Raw genomic sequence first — 19,272 nt, forward strand, 5'->3', positions numbered from 1 at the left:
GCCCTCACGCACCTCTACCAGCGCTTCCAGCCCCAGCCCACCTTGGTTGATCGGCAAACAGCTTGTGAGTTTGAACCCTTGCTCAATTCAGAGGCGATCGCTGCTGCCTTTGTCGTCAAGCATGGCCATGTTCATCCTGAAAAAGCGGTTCGGGCCTATAATCATGCCTTTCAGCGCTTGGGTGGGCAGATGGCGATCGCTCCTGTACGGCAGATGCAAACTGATCAGGGCAAGATCACTGGTGTGGTCACGCCTACTGAGATCTATGCTGGACATCAAGTCGCAGTTTGTGCTGGGGCTATGAGCCGGGCTTTGCTGCAACAGATGCAGATCACCGTGCCCTGCTACTTTTCCCATGCAGAACTCATCGAAACACCGCCTGTTGACCTCAACCTGCGCATGGTAATCATGCCGGCCAATACCCGTCGTTTTGCCCTAGAAGCTACCGTGGAGCAAAGCCAGAAGGAAGACCTCTGGGATGAAGCTGGTCACGAAATTGCTCCCCCCATTTTAGATGCGGGCATCTTTCAGTTTGCTGATGGACATCTGCGGCTTGGACAAATTAGCCGTCTCCTTACCGATCCCCAGGCACCTGTGGATGCTGCTGCGAGTGAACGCCAGATTCGAGAAGCGATCGCTCACCTGATTCCGGCCCTAGCGGATGTGCCTGGCCAATGGCACCGCTGCTTAGTTGCCTTCAGTGGCGATCGTATGCCCCTCGTGGGCGCTCTCCCGGACTACGCAGGCCTACATCTATTCTCCGGCTTCAGCAATCCTTTTGCCTTCGTGCCACCCATCGCCCAACGCTTTGCCAAAAGCCAGGTAGGAAACCCTGACCTCCTGATTGAGTCTCTAGCACCCTCACGATTTAAAGAACAAAATTAAAGCTTTGTAGTTTTTGATACAGAATTTAGACTATATCTTTGGGTCTGGATTACACTAAGAAATGGTTGGAGACCCCTGTCGTCACTTTGTTGTCTATCTGTGAGACCTATGACCCAGTCTAATTCCCGTATTCCTACCTCTAAAACTGCTCAGGAGCAAGATCGTGCTGTGCAGCGCTATCGCCGCACGAGCCCCAACAGCAAGGATCTCTATACCCAGTGGCAGGCTATTCGTGCGGCTGCACTCCAACAGCGCAGTCCCGACTCGCAATACGATGTGATCCCGGGAGAAGATAGCTATTAGCAGCGCCTATTTAGGTAATTGGGTGGGCGATTTAGGTTGGGCACTGCCTACCTATGAGCAATAGGTTCTAAACTAGCCCATCCTGCTCAATTTCTTCAATCACTTGGAGTCCACGAGGATCGCCCACTTTGAGCACAGCAAGACGGGCATCGTCGCGGACGCCCATGTCTTCATCTTCGGCAAAGGCTTCAATAATGGCGTCAATAGCCGTGGCATAAATCACATTGGACGGCAGCTCTCGGCACAGCAGGCCAATCGCCCAGGCACAGTTGCTGCGCACCGCTGCTACAGGATCACGCCGCAGAGCTTCAATGAGGGGAGGAATAGCGGCAATCACCGATTCGTAGTCTAGATTGGCCATCTGGGCTAGGGCACTGGCGGCCCATAGACGCACGGCGGAAATATCGGTGCGTAGGGCATGGGTGAGCGGCGTTAGGGAGCGGCGATCGCGGCAGTTGCCCAAAGCCCAGACAAGTCCTTTGCGCACATAGCCGTTCAGATCCTGCTCTAACTGCACAATGAGAGCATCAACGGCTAGGGGACTGGGGTTGCGTCCGAGGGCATAGGCGGCACTCACCCGGATGAGCGGACAGGTATCGGACAGAAGGTTAATTAATTGAGGAACGGCGCGAGGTTCCTCTAGTTCACAAAATGCTCGGGTGGCCAACATGCGCTGCTGATTGTCGGACGCGTCTAGCAAAGGCAGCATTACGTCCGGATCTGGCTTGTCATCCTCAGATACGTCGATCGCCTCGAGATGATCCAGTGGGCTATCGGCGGCAATGGCAGGGTCTAACACGCTAGCATCGTCATCATACATATTGTCACTCTACAGCAAACCGTGCCCTGCGTAATGGGTCTCGCCAGGAAAAATCTCCTAGCCCCATGGGGGCGATCGCCCCTAGCCCTAGCCTCTACCGCTGGATAGTTTATGGAATGCTCATCCTCGCCTAAGCTACCGATATCCTCTTTATGGTTGGCGAGACGGGTGTCCTTCTGAGACACTAGTAGTGGCACAATGGTGGAATACTCATTCTGAGGTGTTCTGGCTAGCTTACCCATGAACCGGTGTCACCGCCTCTTTGGGAATCTCAACCAGAAACTAGCCGTGATTCCCAGTTCAACGTAGCGGAACGTTGCCAGGGCGATCGCTAGATTCTACGGAGATCGATGCCCAGAGGTTGGCCAAACCTCCCTGCTCCCGCCCTCAAATCACACACGCGGACGATCGATGACCATGACGACTTCCGTCTTGGAAGAGTTATTGCAATCCATGCCCCACCTGCGGTCACAGATGTACTTTAAAGCATCCTTGACAGCTCTTTCCCATGCCATGGAAGACCAGGTGCTGGCAGATACAGGGCAGCCTCTTGTCATTGCCAATTTTCAACGAGAACGATTTTATCGCCAAGAGGTCAATCGTTACCTACGTATTTCAGCATTAACCCCTCAGGTCTACGTTCTAGCCGCCGCCGAAACAGAATTTTCTAGCCGTAGCGACCACTATGAAATGGTGGCGTTTGATGCCAGCGATGAACTTCGCCACGAATGGCATCTGGTGGTTATTGGAACTCGGTATTCTGCCTGTTTAATCTGCCGTGAGCGCCAAGGAATTACAGACTTCCAGGGCACGGAAGGCATGACGGTTGATCAAACCCGACGGTTTGAAGGAATTTGGACGTTTGATCGCCACGTGAGTTCTGAAGCCGCCAAGCTTTTATTAAACCGTGTCGCCTACTATCGCCCAGAACTCCAGGACAAGGTGGAGCAGGCCCGTGCTGACTTCCTCATGGATGGCCCCATCCCTCACCGAGATATTGATCCCGATCCCTTTGCTCAACGCCTCGTCACCTATCTGCAAGCTGGGCAATACAAACTTTTGAAGGCCTACCGCTCTATTGCGGCTCAGGAACGCCGAGAACGATTGGCTAACCTGATTACCACCGCTATTCGGCGATCGCTCAATCCTCAAGAAATTTTCGCCGTGGCGGTCAAAGAACTGGGGCAGGCCATGGAGGTATGTCGCTGCTTGATCTATCGCTGCAAGGCTCGGGATCAAGCGGCCCAGATTCACCACGAGTATCGATTTGAGGAAGGCCTGGCCTCGCTCTACGGAGAATCTTGGCCCTTGGCTGACAATCCTCTCTTTCAAGTGTTGACCGAAAGCCTAGAGCCGGTTGCCATTGCCGATACGGAGCAGGCACAGGCCTTTGATCTAGAACCGGTGCGATCGCTGATTGATCGTTGGCAGATCCGGTCGTGGTTGATGGTGCCGATTGTCTACCAAGGTCGCTTGCTAGGGGTGATCGAGCTGCAGTCTTGTCGGGCTGACCCCCATGACTGGTCGGCGGATGAAATGAGTTTGGTAGAGGCGATCGCCACCCAATTGGGCACAACGCTGATTCAAGCCGAGTCCTACGCCCATCTTGAAGATCTCAACGAGCAGCTTGAGGCCCTAGAGCGCACCCGCAGTAACCTGATTGCCATCACTGGCCACGAGCTGCGCACCCCGCTGTCTACTATTCAAATCTGCCTAGAGAGTCTATCCAGCGAACCTGATATGCCCCTCGAACTGCGGCAGGTGATGCTCAGTTCGGCCCTCTCCGATGCCGAGCGCATGCGCACCCTAGTTCAAGATTTCCTCACCCTCTCGCAACTGGAGAGTGGCCGGGTGAAGTGGCACTTGGAGCCGCTGGATTTGGAGGAATGTGTAGACTTGGCCCTGAGCGGCATCCGTACTCGGCAATCGGAAGGCAAGATGCCAACAATTACGGCCAATGTGTCCTTGCCGGAACTGCCGCTGGTGCGGGCTGATGGAGAATGGTTGGTGGAGTTGCTCTCCAAGCTGTTGGACAATGCCTGTAAATTTACTGAGCCGGAAGGGCAGGTGGTGATTGAGGCCCGGCCCGCGAGCGATGCCAAAGCTATGCTGGAGGTGACCATTCGCGACACCGGGCGCGGCATTGAACCCAACCGCCTAGAGGCGGTTTTTGAACGGTTTTACCAAGAAGAAGGAGCCCTTCGGCGCACGGCTGGCGGTACGGGTCTGGGCTTGGCCATTTGCCGCCAGATTGTTGTGGGGTTGGGGGGCAAAATCTGGGCGGAGTCTGCTGGTCGTGACCAGGGCACCCAGTTCCACTTCACCATTCCCACGGCGGATACGGCCCGCTCGGCTCCACCCCCGGCGATCGCCCCCTCCCGTCCTCCCCGGCGATCGTCCAACCCCAAACGCGCCAGCTTGCGATAGTCCCGAATCGGGTCGGGTGATTCCCGAAGCGGACAGGGTCTATTACACTATGTAAAGAATCTAAAAAGAATCTCAGCAGGAGTTAATCCAGTCTTTTGGACTGCGTTCAGCTTCATGGGCAACAGGTTTGGCTAGGTTCACTACAGTCACTGGGTTGGAACAGGTTAAGGATGCGAGTTGCAATTATTGGGGCAGGGCTAGCCGGACTTTCGACCGCCGTGGAACTGGCGGATGCCGGGCATGAGGTAGAAATCTTTGAATCACGTCCTTTTGTGGGCGGTAAGGTGGGTAGCTGGGTGGATGGCGAGGGCAATCACCTAGAAATGGGGCTGCATGTCTTCTTCGGCTGTTATTACAACCTCTTTGCCCTGATGGAAAAAGTGGGTGCGATCGATCACCTGCTGCTCAAGGAGCATGTGCATACCTTTGTAAATTCCGGCGGTAACCTAGGCGCGCTCGACTTTCGCTTCATCACCGGCGCACCATTCAACGGACTGAAAGCCTTTTTCACCACCTCTCAACTGTCGGTGCAAGACAAGCTACAGAATGCGATCGCTTTGGGCACCAGTCCAATTGTGCGTGGCTTGGTCGATTTTGAAGGAGCCATGCGCTCCATCCGTGACCTGGATGGCATCAGCTTTGCCGATTGGTTTCGGCAGCATGGCGGCTCCAACGGTAGTCTGAAGCGCATGTGGAATCCCATTGCCTATGCCTTGGGCTTTATTGATACCGAGCAGATCTCTGCCCGCTGTATGCTGACCATCTTCCAATTTTTTGCCGCCCGCACCGAGGCATCGGTTCTGCGGATGCTGGAAGGTTCGCCCTACGACTACCTGCACAAGCCCATTTTGGACTACCTGGAAGCGCGCGGCTGCCAGGTGCATACCCGACGCGGCGTGCGCGAGATTTTGTTCAGTGAAGAGGGCGATCGCACTCAGATAACCGGTCTGGCGATCGCCAACGGTGACACCGTAGAAACCATTACCGCCGACGCCTACGTCTGCGCCTGCGATGTGCCCGGTGTCCAACGGCTGCTGCCCGACACCTGGCGGAAATGGGATCAGTTTGACAATGTGTACAAACTAGAAACCGTTCCCGTCGCCACCGTGCAACTGCGTTTCGACGGCTGGGTCACCGAGTTGACCAATGCCGCCGAGCGCACCCAGGTTGACCATGCGGCGGGGCTGGATAACCTACTCTACACGGCCGATGCGGATTTCTCCTGCTTTGCCGACCTAGCGCTGACGAGCCCCAGCAACTATTACCGCGAGGGTCAAGGCTCTCTGATTCAAGCCGTGCTCACCCCTGGCGATCCCTTCATTAAGCAACCCAACGACGCGATCGCCCAGCATGTGCTCGACCAAGTTCACAACCTGTTTCCCTCATCGCGATCGCTGACCATGACCTGGTCTAGTGTGGTGAAGCTAGCCCAGTCGCTGTACCGGGAAGCGCCAGGCATGGATCGATATCGCCCCGATCAAAAGACGCCGATCGCCAACTTCTTCCTGGCCGGTAGCTACACCCAGCAAGATTACATTGACAGCATGGAAGGGGCGACTATTTCTGGCAAACGGGCGGCCAAGGTCATCCTAGAATCCTTCGGCGATCGCACCGATATTCAAGAGCTGACCCTGGTTGCCTAGACCGTCTTGATCTCCCCCGCGATTCCTCCTACACTCGTCTTCCCACACCCTTCCCTGGTTGTTCATCACGGCACCTATCTATGTCTGATTGGCTCGAACATAGCGTTCAAGTTGAAGTCGAAACCCCCGTCGAGCACGTCTGGAGTCTATGGTCTGACCTAGAACAGATGCCGCGCTGGATGAAATGGATCGACTCGGTACAGATTTTGGAGGACGATCCCGAACTCTCTCGCTGGACCTTGGCCTCCGGAGGTCTAGAATTTCGCTGGCTCTCCCGCATTTTGAAGGTCACGCCCAATCAAATTATTCAATGGGAGTCGGTAGACGGGCTGCCCAATCGCGGTGCAATTCGGTTCTACGACCGAGGCGATCGCAGTATTGTGAAGCTCACCGTTGCCTATGCTATTCCTGGCATCTTAGGGCAGTTGATGGACAATCTTTTCTTGGGTCGTGTGGTGGAATCGACCATTCAGGCCGATCTCGAACGTTTCCGTAACTATGCCCTTGCCCACCGTTCATAGGTTTTAATGACCCATTCCCCGGCTTACACTCCCCCCTGGCTGCTGAAAAATGGCCTAGCCATGACCCTGCATACCGCCCTCTGGGTTAAACGACATTGGCAGCAGCTCACCCTCGAACCGCAGCCGACCTACCGCAGTCATATTTTTTACGGTGCAAATGGAGTGCCGCTGCACGCTTGGATCGCTCAACCACCCGGAGCGATCGCTACCATCATTGGCACCTACGGGATCACGGGCTCCTTAGACAACCAATGGCTGCTGCAGATTCTGGGACGAAAAGCGATCGCCCGAGGTTTTGCCGTGATCTTGTTTGACTGGCGAGCCCATGGCAAAAGTGGTGAGCTATCGCCAACCCTCACCTCCGATGGTCTGTATGAAGGACAAGACTTTGTCCACATTGCCGACCAGGCCAAAGCCATGGGCTTTCCCAGTCCCTTTTGGTTTACCGGCTTTTCCCTGGGCGGGCAGTTGGCATTATGGGGTGGTCATGCCGCTCAAGATCTCAGCGCCTATGCTCACCTGCAACCCGAGGATATGGGCGGCGTGGCGGTCATTTGCCCGAATCTCGACTCCAACCGCTCCCTTACCTACCTAATGCAGGCCCCCCTGGGTCGGTATGTGGAGCGATCCATTACCCAGGAACTCACTCGCCTGGCCTGGCGGCTCCATCACCTCCATCCCCAAGCCATTGACCCAGCCGCCATTCAGCGGGCTCGTAGCATTCGTGGCTTCGACCAAGAACTGGTGATTCCTGCCCTAGGATTCGCCACCGTAGAAGACTACTACGCAGCCAGTAACCCGCTGCCGTTACTACCCCATCTATCCCATCCCACCTTGATTCTCTACGCTGCCGACGATCCTCTCTTTGCCCCTAGCCTCGTTGCCGATCTTCAGCAGGCCTGCCGTGGCAATCCTGCCATGACCCTCTGGCTCACCCGCTACGGTGGCCATATTGGCTACCTCAGCAGCAAAGCCTGTCAGTCCCTCTGGGGCGATCGCGATCCGTGGTGGGCATGGAACCGGCTGCTCGATTGGTGTGCCGCTCACCCGAAAACCGTCGCCCGATCGGCCGACCTAGTTGGCGATCGCCTTGAGTCATCTGCTTAGGGCGATCGCCGCACATGTGCGCCAAGCGTCCAGACATCACCCACTCGTAACTGATCGTGACAATTCGCAATATAGTCCATCATGTTTTGGGGCCTGAAACTTCCTGGGCGATCGCCTACCTTCCTAGAGACAAAAGCGACTTCGTATCCTACGGCATCAAAAAAAATGAGCAATCATGCTTATAATCTGTACAGGAATCTTATTCTTCTTATACAAACCTTTGCCAAGTCGCTAGAATAACCTGTAGTTAAATACCCATTAGTGATGCCTCGGATACTTGTCATTGACGACGATTCTGCAATTTCAGAACTGGTTGCTGTCAACCTAGAAATGGCCGGCTATGATGTGAGTCAGGCAGCGGATGGTATTAAAGGTCAGGCCATGGCTCTGCAATTGATACCTGACTTGATTATGCTGGACTTAATGCTGCCCAAAGTGGATGGCTTTACCGTATGCCAGCGGCTGCGGCGAGATGAGCGCACCGCAGATATCCCAGTGCTGATGCTCACGGCCCTCGGACAAACCCAAAACAAAGTGGAAGGCTTCAATGCTGGAGCCGATGATTACTTAACGAAGCCGTTTGAAGTTGAGGAGATGCTGGCACGGGTTCGAGCCCTGTTGCGCCGCACCGATCGCATTCCCCAGGCTGCGAAACATACCGAAATCCTCAACTACGGGCCGCTCACCTTGGTGCCCGAGCGGCTAGAAGCCATTTGGTTTGACCGAACGGTTAAGCTCACCCACCTAGAGTTTGAGTTGCTCCATTGCCTCTTGCAGCGTCATGGGCAAACTGTTTCCCCGAGTGAAATTTTGAAAGAGGTGTGGGGTTATGATCCAGATGATGATATCGAAACCATCCGGGTTCACGTTCGCCATCTACGCACCAAGCTAGAGCCAGATCCTCGTCATCCCAAATATATTAAAACTGTCTATGGGGCAGGCTACTGCTTGGAGCTTCCTAGAGTTGAGCAGACTGAATCAGAAGACTCTCCCCAAGCCGTCTAACCACCCTACTCCTTACGGCCGACCCCACCTGATGTATCAGGGTACCTTTGCCTGATACGGACAGGCTCGGCTAGTGAGGGATAGGGCACTGCCATGATCGTAGTGATGTCAGCATCGCCTCATGCTATGCCATATATTCAAACCATATTCAAATCAAATGGCTCGGAAATCCTGCGATTCCCGAGCCATTGATTAGAGATTTAATACCCCCAGGGGAATTCGAATCCCCGTCGCCTCCGTGAAAGGGAGGTGTCCTAGGCCTCTAGACGATGGGGGCGCGTTAAAATCTCCTTTATTAAAGTAGCGAATCTAGGAAATTGTGTCAATACTTTCGCGCAGATCTTTTTCCAATCTCCGTAGAACTGGCTACTGAATCGGTAGCCCATGACGCATCTTTGTGGGCAAGCCTAGGCAGAAACCGCCAACGATGCTAGGAGAAATGCTCCGACATCACCTTGGGGGATTAGGCTGCTATTGCGAAGCACGGGTCTTTAGCGCGGTAGGATCTAGGTTACCAGTACTAAACTTCGCTAGAACTGCAGCACCCATGGGCAGAGGCGATCGCTCTCCCGGCATTGGGGGAGGCACAATCATAATCATGACTGTCTCCTGCAAGCCCCCATCTGGGCTCCTTGCAGCTAGGCTAGAGAATTGCGCAAACGCATGAGCTGACGACGCATTCGAGGGGATGCATTGACCTCAGAGGTTTCTTGCACATCAACCACAGCATCAAGGGTTTCGAGGCAATCGTCTGCGCCGCAAGACAATGCTTCAAGCAGTAGCTCTAGGAGTTGCTCTGAGTCAACAGCCATCACCTCTTTATCTTCAACCAACCGAAATTTGAGGTGAATCTCGCAATCATACACACCGACTTCAGAGGTTTCGGTTTGTTGCCGTAGGGAACCGGTCTTCATAGCGTTTGGGTGAGGGGAACAACAATAGATACAGATGATGATCTGCCACCGTTCAACAGTGCTCAACTCTCAACTCAAGAATCATCTATCCATTGACTGGACACTTTAAGTCTTAAATTGCGGGTTTGATTGCAAGTGCTGATCATTCATCAACTTAGGTCAATCTAACATAGTTATATTGAGGACTATATCCGCTATTTAGCTGAATTCAAACTGTTATTAATCATCACATTATGTTCAGAGAAAATGACTTCTATTCACAGAAAATTCACATAATCTATCCCTGCGATCGCCATTGCTTAAACTTGTTTTGTAAAATCTCATCGATCCTTATTGAACCATGAATGAAGTTCAGTCATAAATGCTTCACAGGTAGCTTCGTATCATAGAGAAAGACACATCTTGTGAGACAAGCTATCAGTGTATCCGTATATATCCGTAGGTTTTATAGGGGCGATCGCTCAGCGAGAGCTTGATTCTCTGGGATAAATCTTTCACATCAGGCTGTTGGGAAAATGTATTCGTTTTAACGTCATATGTCTTCTATTTATCGATGATTTACATATTTTTTTTCCTGTCTTGAACTGACATCTTTCAATCAGTATGAAATATATCCTGAGATCTGCAAGATCTACGGAGTCTTGAACATATCAACCTTCTGTCAAATTCATGCTAAATTTCATATCATAAGTTTTGAGTTTAAGGGTAATGCATGTTTAACAAACATCAAAACTTTAAACTTCTAGTCAGTCAGGATTCAATTTTTTTATACCTTGGCTGCCTGAGCCATGAGCTTGGCGAGTGCTCTTCTCAGATCGATCGGCATGACCCTAGTGGACGGATGCAGCTTTCAACGCTGACCTCTAGAAGCCGTGCCTATAGAGGCATGCCCTGCTTACGTGAGTTCATGAGTTAGCGGTGGCAATGGCTGTCTTGGACTATGTAGCCGTGGCGTTAGGCTACGTTTTGTCAGGCAATCAGCTTCATCTTCTGACCATCTGGGATGTTCTAGGGATTGGGTGGGCAAACAACATGGGACATTGCCTAGGAGTTGAACCCTTTGAGCCATCATGGGCTTGACTAAACTATGGGTAGAGTTCAAGGATGCACAAGGTATGCAAGCATGTACAAGGTGTAGAAGAAGTCCCGACGTGTAGTCCTCATATCAAATCCCTAGACATACGATTCATTTAAGGCTGCGGCATGCCCAAGATGTCTGTAGCCTCCTTGACAAGGGGGCAGCGAAGCGGGAGATCGAAGGCAGAATGTCCCAGTCATGACCTTCAACTAGGCTTGCGATCATTCTCCAGTCCTCATCCTGAGGGCAAAGGACGTTGATGTTCAATCCCCCTGTTTCTGGAGGGAGAAAGGACTTGGGGAAGAGCAGCATACCTTGCAACCGTCGGTGAGCTTGTACAAGTCGGCTATGGCGATCGTCACAGGGGTTAGGGCGTCAAGAAATCCTGGAGACCTTCAACTGTTCATCTAGTGTTCACCTAGGATCTATCTCTTCAACCAGGCTGAATAGGCTATACCTTCCTAGAGTTCACCCAGTAGCAGGATTATTTATCTGGGCATTTCCCCTATTTAATTAATAGGTACACCTAATGAGTGCATCGATAGGGATCTGTTCCACAGCGTCAAAAGAGTTTCATGGGCCACGGTTGTGACTACCCATTTTTGCGAAACCGCATCGCTGGTTGGTTGTGACATGTTGAGTCTGAGTTGTGACATGTTGAGTCTGCATTGATGACCTGACGGATTTACAGCTTATGGACTACCAAGCTATCTGGTTGACCGTCTAGTATCCGCTATGCCCTCTTGCCAATATCGAACCCATGACCCATCACACTCAAGAATCTGCCATTAGTCCATCCTCTGATGCTGAGGCTTCATCATCCACAAAACCTAATACGTCCAAGCGTCCATGGCTCATTGGATTAGGCATTATTCTGCTCCTTGTGGGCGGCGGAGTGGGCTGGCGTTGGTGGATGAGCAGCCAAGCTGGGGGGGCACCCGAGGGCATGATGATGCCGGGAGGCGGTCTACCTGTGCAACTAGAGACCGTTGAGCGATCGCCCGTTGAGGAGTCTTCCGAGTTCATCGGCAATTTAGAATCTCGCAACTCCGTGAGCCTACGACCTGAGATTGAGGGTCGTGTAGTAGACATTTATGCTGAGCCAGGGCAGGAGGTTGAGGCGGGAACTCCCATCGTGCAACTCAGCCCCGATGAGCTCCAGTCTGATTTAGCGAGTTTGCTAGCCGACATCAACTCAGCGCGGGCTATTCGAGCCAGTTCTGCTTCTGAGGTGGATGCTCTTGTTGCCGATCGGTTAGCTGCCGTTGCTGAAGTAGATCTCCAGCAGGAAGAATTTAACCGCGCTTCCGCGCTAGTTGAAGAAGGGGCCTTTCCCCAGCAGCAGCTTGACTTGGCGGCTCGTAACCTAGATTCTGCGATCGCTCAATTGAATGCCCTCGATCGACGGATTGAAGCAGCCCGCGCCAACTTAGCAGAGTCGGAGGCTGCCCTTGAACGCGCTCAAGCAGATGCCTCTAGCGCCAATGCTCGGCTACAAGATACGGTTGTGGTTGCTCCATTCAGCGGCACTCTTGGCGATATTCCTGTCAAGGTGGGAGACTTTGTCAGCCAGGGTGATCTCCTCACGAGTGTGACTCAGGATCAAGTTCTAGAACTGCGGCTCTCCGTGCCCATTGAACGGCGTCCGTTGATGCGGAATGGTTTGCCGGTGGAGCTTGTCGATACCCAGGGCAATACTCTTCGCCAAGGACAAGTTAGCTTTATCTCTCCCCAAGTGGAGCCAGGAGCCCAAACTGTTCTAGCCAAAGCCTCGTTTTCCAATAGCGATCGCCGCCTTCTCAATGGACAATCGGTGCGGGCTCGGATGATTTGGAACCAGGAGAGTGGCATCTTGATTCCCACGGAAGCGATCGCCCGTATTGCTGGACAAACCTTTGTCTATGTCGCCGTCACCCCACCTCCCTCTGAGGATGGAACCGATGGCCCAGCCCTCATCGCTCAACAGCGCCGAGTTACCCTGGGCAGTATCCAAGGCAACCGCTATCAGGTTCTAGAAGGTTTAGAACCCGGCGATCAGCTGATTGTTTCAGGCATCCTCAACTTGTCGGATGGCGTCCCTATTATGCCTCAGGAGCCAGAGGCAGCCGAAGATGCGCCCTCAGCCCCAGAAGCCACCAAGTAACCAATATCCTCAGACCCTAGGAGCTTACGGTTCGCGCAACCTTCCCGCTCTTTGCTGTTCTCTTCTGCTGAGCCTGAGACCGATTCACCTTCGTTCCTCTTCCTCCATCAGCCCATGTTTGCCAACTTCTTCATCAAACGCCCAGTCTTTTCCTCCGTCTGTGCGTTCATTGTGTTACTCGTCGGGTTGATCAGCATTCCCACTCTGCCCATCGCCCAATATCCTGACATTAGTCCCACCCAGGTGACGGTGCAGGCCAACTACACCGGTGCTAATGCGGAAGTGGTAGAAAGTAGCGTCACCAACGTCTTGGAGCGTGAAATCAACGGGGTTGAAGGACTGCGCTACATGACCTCCAGCAGCAGTAACAGTGGCACCACGTCCATCACCGTTACCTTTGAATCCGATCGCGATCCCGATATTGCTGCGGTGGATGTACAAAACCGCGTATCTTCAGCCCAGCCGCGCCTACCGGAAAGCGTTCAGCGTACTGGGGTGACGGTCAATAAGGAAAACAGCAACTTTCTAATGGCGATCGGGCTGTTTGCTGAGAATGGTGAGTATGATGACGTATTCCTCAGCAACTACACCGACCTGTATATGGTGGATGCCCTACGGCGCATTCCCGGTATTGGCAATGTAATCATTTTTGGGGAACGCCAATATGCCATGCGTATCTGGCTTGATCCCAACCGCTTAGCATCTCGGGGACTGACGCCCGACGATGTAGTGAATGCTATTAATGAGCAAAACCTGCAAACCGGGATTGGACGCATTGGTCAACCTCCCTTAGATGATGGACAACAGTATCAAATTGACCTGCGTGCCGTCAGCCGTTTAACGGATGTATCGGAATTTGAGAACCTAGTTGTGAAACGGGAGGATGACGGTACATTAGTGCGTCTTGGTGATGTGGGGCGGGCAGAACTGGGAGCAGAAGACTACAGCACCTTCCTGCGATTTCGAGGACAGGAGGCTGTGGGGTTAGGGATCGTGCAGCTTCCTGGCAGCAATGCCCTAGAGGTTTCCAGGGCGATCAAGGCAGAGCTAGAGCGGTTGTCCCAAACCTTTCCGCCAGGGATGCGCTACCAAATTGCCTTTGATACTACGCTGTATGTCGAAGAATCCCTTTCTGAGGTGGTGTGGACGCTGCTGATTGCGATCGCCCTGGTGGTAATCGTGATTTTCATCTTTCTGCAAAACTGGCGCACCACGCTGATTCCCGCCATTACTATTCCAACCGCCCTGATCGGCACCTTCATCTTCGTCAACCTGTTTGGCTTTTCCATCAACAGCCTCACCCTGTTTGGGTTGACCTTGGCGACAGGCATGGTGGTGGATGACGCCATCATTGTGGTGGAAAATATCAGTCGTCTGATTCAAGACGAGGGACTACCGCCTGTGGAGGCGGCCATTGAATCCATGCGGGAGTTGACGGGAGCGGTAGTGGCCACCTCCCTGGTGTTGATGGCCGTGTTCATTCCCGTGGCCTTCTTCCCAGGCACCACCGGAGCCCTCTACCGCCAATTTGCCCTCACCATTGCCTTTTCGATTACCGTTTCCACCTTCTTAGCCCTGACCCTGACCCCAGCCCTCGGGGCTCTGTTGCTCAGACCCGATCGCCATGATGAGGGCTGGCTCGGCCACATCTTCCAGCGCTTCAATCGTTTCCTAGATGGCACCCAGCGGAATTATCGTAGTTTCCTAGGGCGGCTGGTGCGGGTGCGCAGCTTCATGGTGGGTCTCTTCATTGTGCTGCTGGGGCTCACGGCTCTCGTCTACACCAGCGTGCCCAGTGCCTTCTTGCCGGAGGAAGACCAAGGCTACTTCATCACCATTGTGCAGGCCCCGGAAGGTGTCTCGCTCAACTACACTAGCGATGTGCTGACCCAGATTGAGGACGAGATTTTGCAAATTCCTGAAGTGGTGGCCACCTTTGCCGTGGGAGGTTTTAGCTTCAGCGGCAGCACTGCCAACAGCGGGATTGTGTTTTCTACCCTGACGCCTTGGAAAGAGCGGACGGGCCCCGGTCAATCGGCGTCAGCCATCATTGGGCAACTGTTTGGCACATTCTCCCAAATTACGGAAGCGAGGGTCTTTCCCGTAAATCCCCCTACCATTCAGGGGTTAGGACAATTTGGTGGATTTAACTTCCAGCTCCAGGATCGTCGGGGTAGCGGCCCTCTGGATGATTTGCTGGCCACCACGGGCCAGTTCCTAGGGCAGGCTAACCAAACTCCTGGCCTGCAGGCGGTCTTCACCACATTTTCGGCGAATTCACCCCAGTTTTTGGTCAACGTCGATCGCAATACGGCGAAAGCGCTCGGCGTCAACATTGACGATATTTTCAGCACCCTAGAAACAGCGATCGGCTCCCGCTACGTGAATGACTTCACCTTGGGGCAACGCAACTATCGGGTCTATGTGCAGGCTGATCAACAGTTTCGATCGAGCCCTGAGGATATTGAGCAAATCTACGTGCGATCGCAAGCCGGTGAGATGATCCCCATCAGTTCGCTGATTGATATCGAATCGACCACCGGTGCCCAGACCATTAACCACTTCAACCTGTTTCGATCGATTGAGATTTCTGGATCGCCTGCCCCTGGCTATAGTTCAGGAGATGCGATTGACCGCGTGGAAGAGTTAGCCGCCCAGCTTCCTCCTGGCTTCGGCTATGAATGGGCCGGTACCTCCCGAGAAGAGATTGAATCTGGCGGACAAGCGCCCCTGATTTTTGGATTAGGGCTCGTCTTTGTCTTTCTTGTCCTAGCCGCCCAGTATGAAAACTACCTGGATCCCCTGATCATTCTCCTGGCGGTGCCCCTAGCCGTCCTAGGCGCGCTCTCGGCCCAGGCCCTGCGCGGTTTGGAAAATGATCTTTATTGCCAGATTGGTTTGGTGATGTTGATTGGTCTGTCGAGCAAAAACTCTATTTTGATTGTGGAGTTTGCCAATCAACTGCGCGAACGGGGCATGTCGATTACCAAGGCGGCCCTGGAAGCCTCCCGAGATCGCCTACGACCCATTTTGATGACCGCCTTTTCCACTCTGCTGGGTATCTTCCCTCTGACCATCGCCACCGGAGCTGGGGCCGCTAGCCGTCAGTCTCTGGGTACCACGGTCTTTGGCGGCATGTTCATCGCCACGTTCCTGAGCCTCTTTGTGGTGCCGGTGCTGTATATTGTCATCTCCCTGGCCAGTGATCGCCTCATGAAGCGGCTTCGTTAATCGGCCAGGTGTTGGCGGCGTGGCGAGGGGGGCGATCGCCGCCTGCCGGTCTAGACTGGGCCGAGGGTGACGGCAACTTGGTTAAGCTGTTGGGCCAGCCATCGCTGAAAAAGCTGATGTTGTAACGCTTGACGCACCTGCGTCGTCAACTGCGCCGTCACTCGATTTTCCACCTGCAGTAGTGTCCACTGTTGACCGACCAGGATTGGGCCAATCAGGGTACCTAGGGGAACAGTCATCACCGGCGATCGCACGTCCTCCGGCAATTGGGCAATTGGGATCAGCCCGCGCAGCACCGTCACCTGCTGGGGCTCTGTGCGTTCATAGGTTTGGATGACCTGATCGATGGTCAGGGAGCGATCGCGCAGGGATTGGGCGATCGTTTCCAACAACACCCCATCCACCGCCAAAATACAGCAAAGATCTGCTTCACTGAGTAACCCTTGCTGCTGCTGAAAACAGGCGAGGAGATCCGGCGCAGCAATCTTGTCCTTCAACTGCTCCAGCTTTAGGGTCAGGATTATCCGCTTGCGGAACACCTCAACACTGATATTCTGCGTCCCTAGCCAGCGGGCAAACGCCTCATCGGACATCAACCTTTGCTGCTGCCGAAACTGAGCGATCGCTCTCTCCACATCCACACCGCTCACCGGCAGATCGGCATCTTGGGCCTGGATAGCTTGATGCACAATATGTTGACTGACAATATCCTGCAGCAGTGGCGATAAGCGCCCAGATAATTGCAGGTAGCGCAACACAGTCCCCAAGGATAGAGACTGTTGATTGACCGCCAAAAACGGTACATCATCGAAGGACAGAACGGGCTCGCTTACTGAATGCATATCGTGGGGTTGGGCATCACTGCCCTAGGTAAGTGGGGAGGCGGGGATGACATCCGCCGTTCAGTGTGGGTGAATGAACAGCAGGAACTTTACCGACGCTGCTAAGATCCATCTAAATAAGAGCACTCTAGGAGAGCTAGGTGCTCCTAGGGACTAGAAGGATATTGAAGGACACTGGGGTCTTCAACTGGAGAGGTCTGGACGAACCCCTAGGCGGTTAGACGGAGACCTCTAGGGTTCAGTGCCCACACCAGGCTAGTCTTGGTGCATCCTCCCACCCTGTCTATCACCCTCTACAGTCTCTTTCATGCTATTCCCCGGCATGTCCGATAGATTTCTAGCGGGTCTGTCTTAGATATATCGAGCGATCCATCGAGCCCCTTTCCCCTCTTCCGTACAATCGTCCCACCTCGTTTATTACCTTCGATACCCATGAGTGACACGATTCTTGACGTTCGCAACCTTCAGGTTCAATTTCGTACCGATGAGCAAGTGGTGCGTGCGGTCGATGGCATTTCCTTCACCGTCAAACGTGGGCAGACGTTAGGAATCGTGGGTGAGTCTGGCTCTGGAAAATCGGTCACGTCCCTGGCTGTCATTGGTCTAGTGCCCAGTCCTCCGGGCGAGGTGGTTTCCGGCGAGATTTGGTTTCAGGATGGCGATCGCCCCGAGCCGGTGGATCTGCGATCGCTGCCCCCTGAGGAGTTGCGCCACTATCGCGGGGAGCGCATTGCCATGATTTTCCAAGAGCCGATGAGCAGCCTCAACCCGGTGTATACCTGCGGTTTTCAGCTGATCGAGATGATCCAGCAACACCAAGATGTTCCCAAGCCGGAAGCTCGACGGCGTGCCATCAATCTCCTCCAGGAAGTGAAGCTGGTGGCCAGTGATGAAGACCTGGCCCAAGACTACCGCGATCAGCAGCAGGCGATCGGGGCAGCGCCGCCCTCGGATCGAGAGGTGATGCAGGCGATCGCTGAGCAAAAGCAGGCGATTTTGAAACGCTATCCCCATGAGCTATCTGGGGGACAGCTTCAGCGGGTGATGATTGCCATGGCTATTTCCTGCAATCCATCCCTGCTGATTGCCGACGAACCCACGACGGCGCTAGATGTGACGGTGCAGGCTCTGATTCTGGACTTGCTGCGGGAATTGCGCGATCGCCGAGGTATGTCTATCCTGTTCATTACCCATGATCTGGGGATCATCGCCGATATTGCCGATGATGTCGTCGTCATGTACCAAGGCAAAATTGTCGAGCAGGGCAGCGTCGTCGATATTTTTGACGCACCCCAGCACCCCTACACCAAAGGCCTGCTTACCTGCCGCCCCCAACCCGATCGACGGATGCGCTATTTGCCCACCGTTTCCGACTTTATGCAGGTGTCCCACGGTGCCGACGGTGTCGCTATCCTAGAGGAAAAACCCTTGGCTCAAGAGGATCTGAGTCGCATTGGGGAACAGATCAGTGATACCGAGGTAAGCGATCGCCTCACCCGTCTCTCCCAATCGTCGCCCCTACTCTCCGTGCAAAACCTACAGGTGGGCTTTCCAGTGCGGGGCCTCTTGGGGCAAACCCAGCGCTACGTGATGGCGGTCAATGGGGTGAGTTTCGATGTCTATCCTGGAGAAACCTTGGGGCTAGTGGGAGAATCGGGCTGCGGCAAAACCACGCTGGCGCGGGCGTTGATGCGCTTGGTGCCCTCCATGGGCGGACGCATCACCTTCGATGCCCTCGATGTCACAGCCGTTCAGGGGCGCGAGCTGCGAATGTTGCGGCGCGAGCTGCAAATTGTCTTCCAAAATCCTTACAGCTCCCTCGATCCGCGCTTAACCGTGGGGGCGGCGATTATGGAACCGATGATCATCCACGGCACCCTACGCCAGGCCCGTCAGCGCCGGGAACGGGTTCTCTATTTGCTGGAACGGGTGGGACTAGAGGCCAATGCCATCGATCGCTATCCCCATGAATTTTCTGGCGGGCAGCGGCAGCGAATCTGTATTGCCCGATCGCTGGCCCTCAATCCCAAGTTCATCATCTGCGATGAGTCGGTCTCGGCTCTGGATGTTTCTGTGCAGGCCCAGGTGTTGAATCTGCTGAAGGAGCTGCAGGACGAATTTGGGCTCACCTACATCTTCATTTCCCACGATCTCGGGGTGGTGAAATTCATGAGCGATCGCATCATGGTCATGAACCAAGGCAAGGTCGAAGAACTAGGCCCTGCTGATCAAATCTATCAATCACCCCAGAAGCCGTACACTCAAAGCTTAATTGCCGCCATTCCCCTCGGCAACCTAGAACAGATCCAGTATCGCCAGGAGCAGCGCCGCACCGCCGTTAAAGGCTAGGAAA

At 53.9% G+C, this 19,272-nt stretch carries 13 protein-coding genes and 1 tRNA gene; 10 read left to right on the forward strand and 4 right to left on the reverse strand.

Features of this window, described 5'->3' with window-relative positions; genetic code table 11:
- Both V6D20_22980 and V6D20_22985 read left to right on the forward strand, forming a co-directional pair.
- On the forward strand, positions 1–885 hold an 885-nt coding region (locus V6D20_22980), incomplete at its 5' end, for an FAD-binding oxidoreductase (GenBank protein ID HEY9818645.1).
- A 108-nt stretch (positions 886–993) separates the two neighbouring features.
- Positions 994–1,188: a hypothetical protein gene (locus V6D20_22985; protein HEY9818646.1), complete on the forward strand. Its 195-nt coding sequence runs from the start codon at positions 994–996 to the stop codon at positions 1,186–1,188.
- A 67-nt stretch (positions 1,189–1,255) separates the two neighbouring features.
- On the opposite strand, the gene V6D20_22990 is transcribed toward V6D20_22985, so the two are convergent.
- Positions 1,256–2,008, reverse strand: a complete 753-nt coding sequence (locus V6D20_22990) for a HEAT repeat domain-containing protein (GenBank protein HEY9818647.1) — start codon at positions 2,006–2,008, stop codon at positions 1,256–1,258.
- Positions 2,009–2,425: 417 nt separating this feature from the next.
- On the opposite strand from V6D20_22990, the gene V6D20_22995 reads away from it, so the two are divergent.
- The 5 genes from V6D20_22995 (at position 2,426) to V6D20_23015 (ending at position 8,711) form a co-directional block, all read left to right on the forward strand.
- Positions 2,426–4,435, forward strand: a complete 2,010-nt coding sequence (locus tag V6D20_22995) for a DICT sensory domain-containing protein (GenBank protein ID HEY9818648.1) — start codon at positions 2,426–2,428, stop codon at positions 4,433–4,435.
- 170 nt (positions 4,436–4,605) lie between these two features.
- Positions 4,606–6,078, forward strand: coding sequence for a 9,9'-di-cis-zeta-carotene desaturase (gene zds, locus V6D20_23000; GenBank protein ID HEY9818649.1), 1,473 nt, complete (start codon positions 4,606–4,608; stop codon positions 6,076–6,078).
- 80 nt (positions 6,079–6,158) lie between these two features.
- Entirely contained in the window at positions 6,159–6,599 is a 441-nt protein-coding gene (locus V6D20_23005) for an SRPBCC family protein (GenBank protein HEY9818650.1), read from the forward strand.
- A 6-nt stretch (positions 6,600–6,605) separates the two neighbouring features.
- Positions 6,606–7,706, forward strand: coding sequence for an alpha/beta fold hydrolase (locus V6D20_23010; protein ID HEY9818651.1), 1,101 nt, complete (start codon positions 6,606–6,608; stop codon positions 7,704–7,706).
- A gap of 264 nt (positions 7,707–7,970) precedes the next feature.
- The gene (locus V6D20_23015) at positions 7,971–8,711 is read left to right on the forward strand and encodes a response regulator transcription factor (protein HEY9818652.1); all 741 of its coding nucleotides are present in this window, start codon (positions 7,971–7,973) and stop codon (positions 8,709–8,711) included.
- A 204-nt stretch (positions 8,712–8,915) separates the two neighbouring features.
- Here the strand turns inward: V6D20_23015 and V6D20_23020 are convergent.
- Both V6D20_23020 and V6D20_23025 read right to left on the reverse strand, forming a co-directional pair.
- A tRNA-Glu gene (locus V6D20_23020) sits at positions 8,916–8,988 on the reverse strand.
- Between the two features lie 361 nt (positions 8,989–9,349).
- Positions 9,350–9,625 carry an Npun_R1517 family heterocyst differentiation transcriptional regulator gene (locus tag V6D20_23025; GenBank protein ID HEY9818653.1) on the reverse strand — a complete coding sequence of 92 codons (276 nt, stop codon included), beginning with the start codon at positions 9,623–9,625 and terminating at the stop codon, positions 9,350–9,352.
- A 1,838-nt stretch (positions 9,626–11,463) separates the two neighbouring features.
- Here V6D20_23025 and V6D20_23030 point away from each other — a divergent pair.
- Together V6D20_23030 and V6D20_23035 are read left to right on the forward strand one after the other, a co-directional pair.
- Positions 11,464–12,846 (forward strand): efflux RND transporter periplasmic adaptor subunit, encoded by a 1,383-nt coding sequence (locus tag V6D20_23030; GenBank protein ID HEY9818654.1) that lies wholly within the window; start codon positions 11,464–11,466, stop codon positions 12,844–12,846.
- Between the two features lie 51 nt (positions 12,847–12,897).
- Entirely contained in the window at positions 12,898–16,077 is a 3,180-nt protein-coding gene (locus tag V6D20_23035; GenBank protein ID HEY9818655.1) for an efflux RND transporter permease subunit, read from the forward strand.
- A gap of 50 nt (positions 16,078–16,127) precedes the next feature.
- Here the strand turns inward: V6D20_23035 and V6D20_23040 are convergent, their stop codons facing one another.
- Positions 16,128–16,919, reverse strand: a complete 792-nt coding sequence (locus tag V6D20_23040) for a hypothetical protein (GenBank protein HEY9818656.1) — start codon at positions 16,917–16,919, stop codon at positions 16,128–16,130.
- Between the two features lie 432 nt (positions 16,920–17,351).
- Between V6D20_23040 and V6D20_23045 the strand changes: the two genes are divergently transcribed.
- The gene (locus tag V6D20_23045) at positions 17,352–19,268 is read left to right on the forward strand and encodes an ABC transporter ATP-binding protein (protein ID HEY9818657.1); all 1,917 of its coding nucleotides are present in this window, start codon (positions 17,352–17,354) and stop codon (positions 19,266–19,268) included.
- Positions 19,269–19,272: the final 4 nt, after the last annotated feature.

This window comes from Candidatus Obscuribacterales bacterium (assembly GCA_036703605.1).
Taxonomy (GTDB): Bacteria; Cyanobacteriota; Cyanobacteriia; order RECH01; family RECH01; genus RECH01.

Coding starts and splice junctions, on each gene's coding strand:
- V6D20_23030 (HEY9818654.1), top strand. CDS start 11,464: ATGACCCATCACACTCAAGAATCTGCCATTAGTCCATCCTCTGATGCT.
- V6D20_23010 (HEY9818651.1), top strand. CDS start 6,606: ATGACCCATTCCCCGGCTTACACTCCCCCCTGGCTGCTGAAAAATGGC.
- V6D20_23015 (HEY9818652.1), top strand. CDS start 7,971: ATGCCTCGGATACTTGTCATTGACGACGATTCTGCAATTTCAGAACTG.
- V6D20_23005 (HEY9818650.1), top strand. CDS start 6,159: ATGTCTGATTGGCTCGAACATAGCGTTCAAGTTGAAGTCGAAACCCCC.
- zds (HEY9818649.1), top strand. CDS start 4,606: ATGCGAGTTGCAATTATTGGGGCAGGGCTAGCCGGACTTTCGACCGCC.
- V6D20_23045 (HEY9818657.1), top strand. CDS start 17,352: ATGAGTGACACGATTCTTGACGTTCGCAACCTTCAGGTTCAATTTCGT.
- V6D20_22985 (HEY9818646.1), top strand. CDS start 994: ATGACCCAGTCTAATTCCCGTATTCCTACCTCTAAAACTGCTCAGGAG.
- V6D20_23040 (HEY9818656.1), bottom strand. CDS start 16,919: ATGCATTCAGTAAGCGAGCCCGTTCTGTCCTTCGATGATGTACCGTTT.
- V6D20_22995 (HEY9818648.1), top strand. CDS start 2,426: ATGACGACTTCCGTCTTGGAAGAGTTATTGCAATCCATGCCCCACCTG.
- V6D20_22990 (HEY9818647.1), bottom strand. CDS start 2,008: ATGTATGATGACGATGCTAGCGTGTTAGACCCTGCCATTGCCGCCGAT.
- V6D20_23025 (HEY9818653.1), bottom strand. CDS start 9,625: ATGAAGACCGGTTCCCTACGGCAACAAACCGAAACCTCTGAAGTCGGT.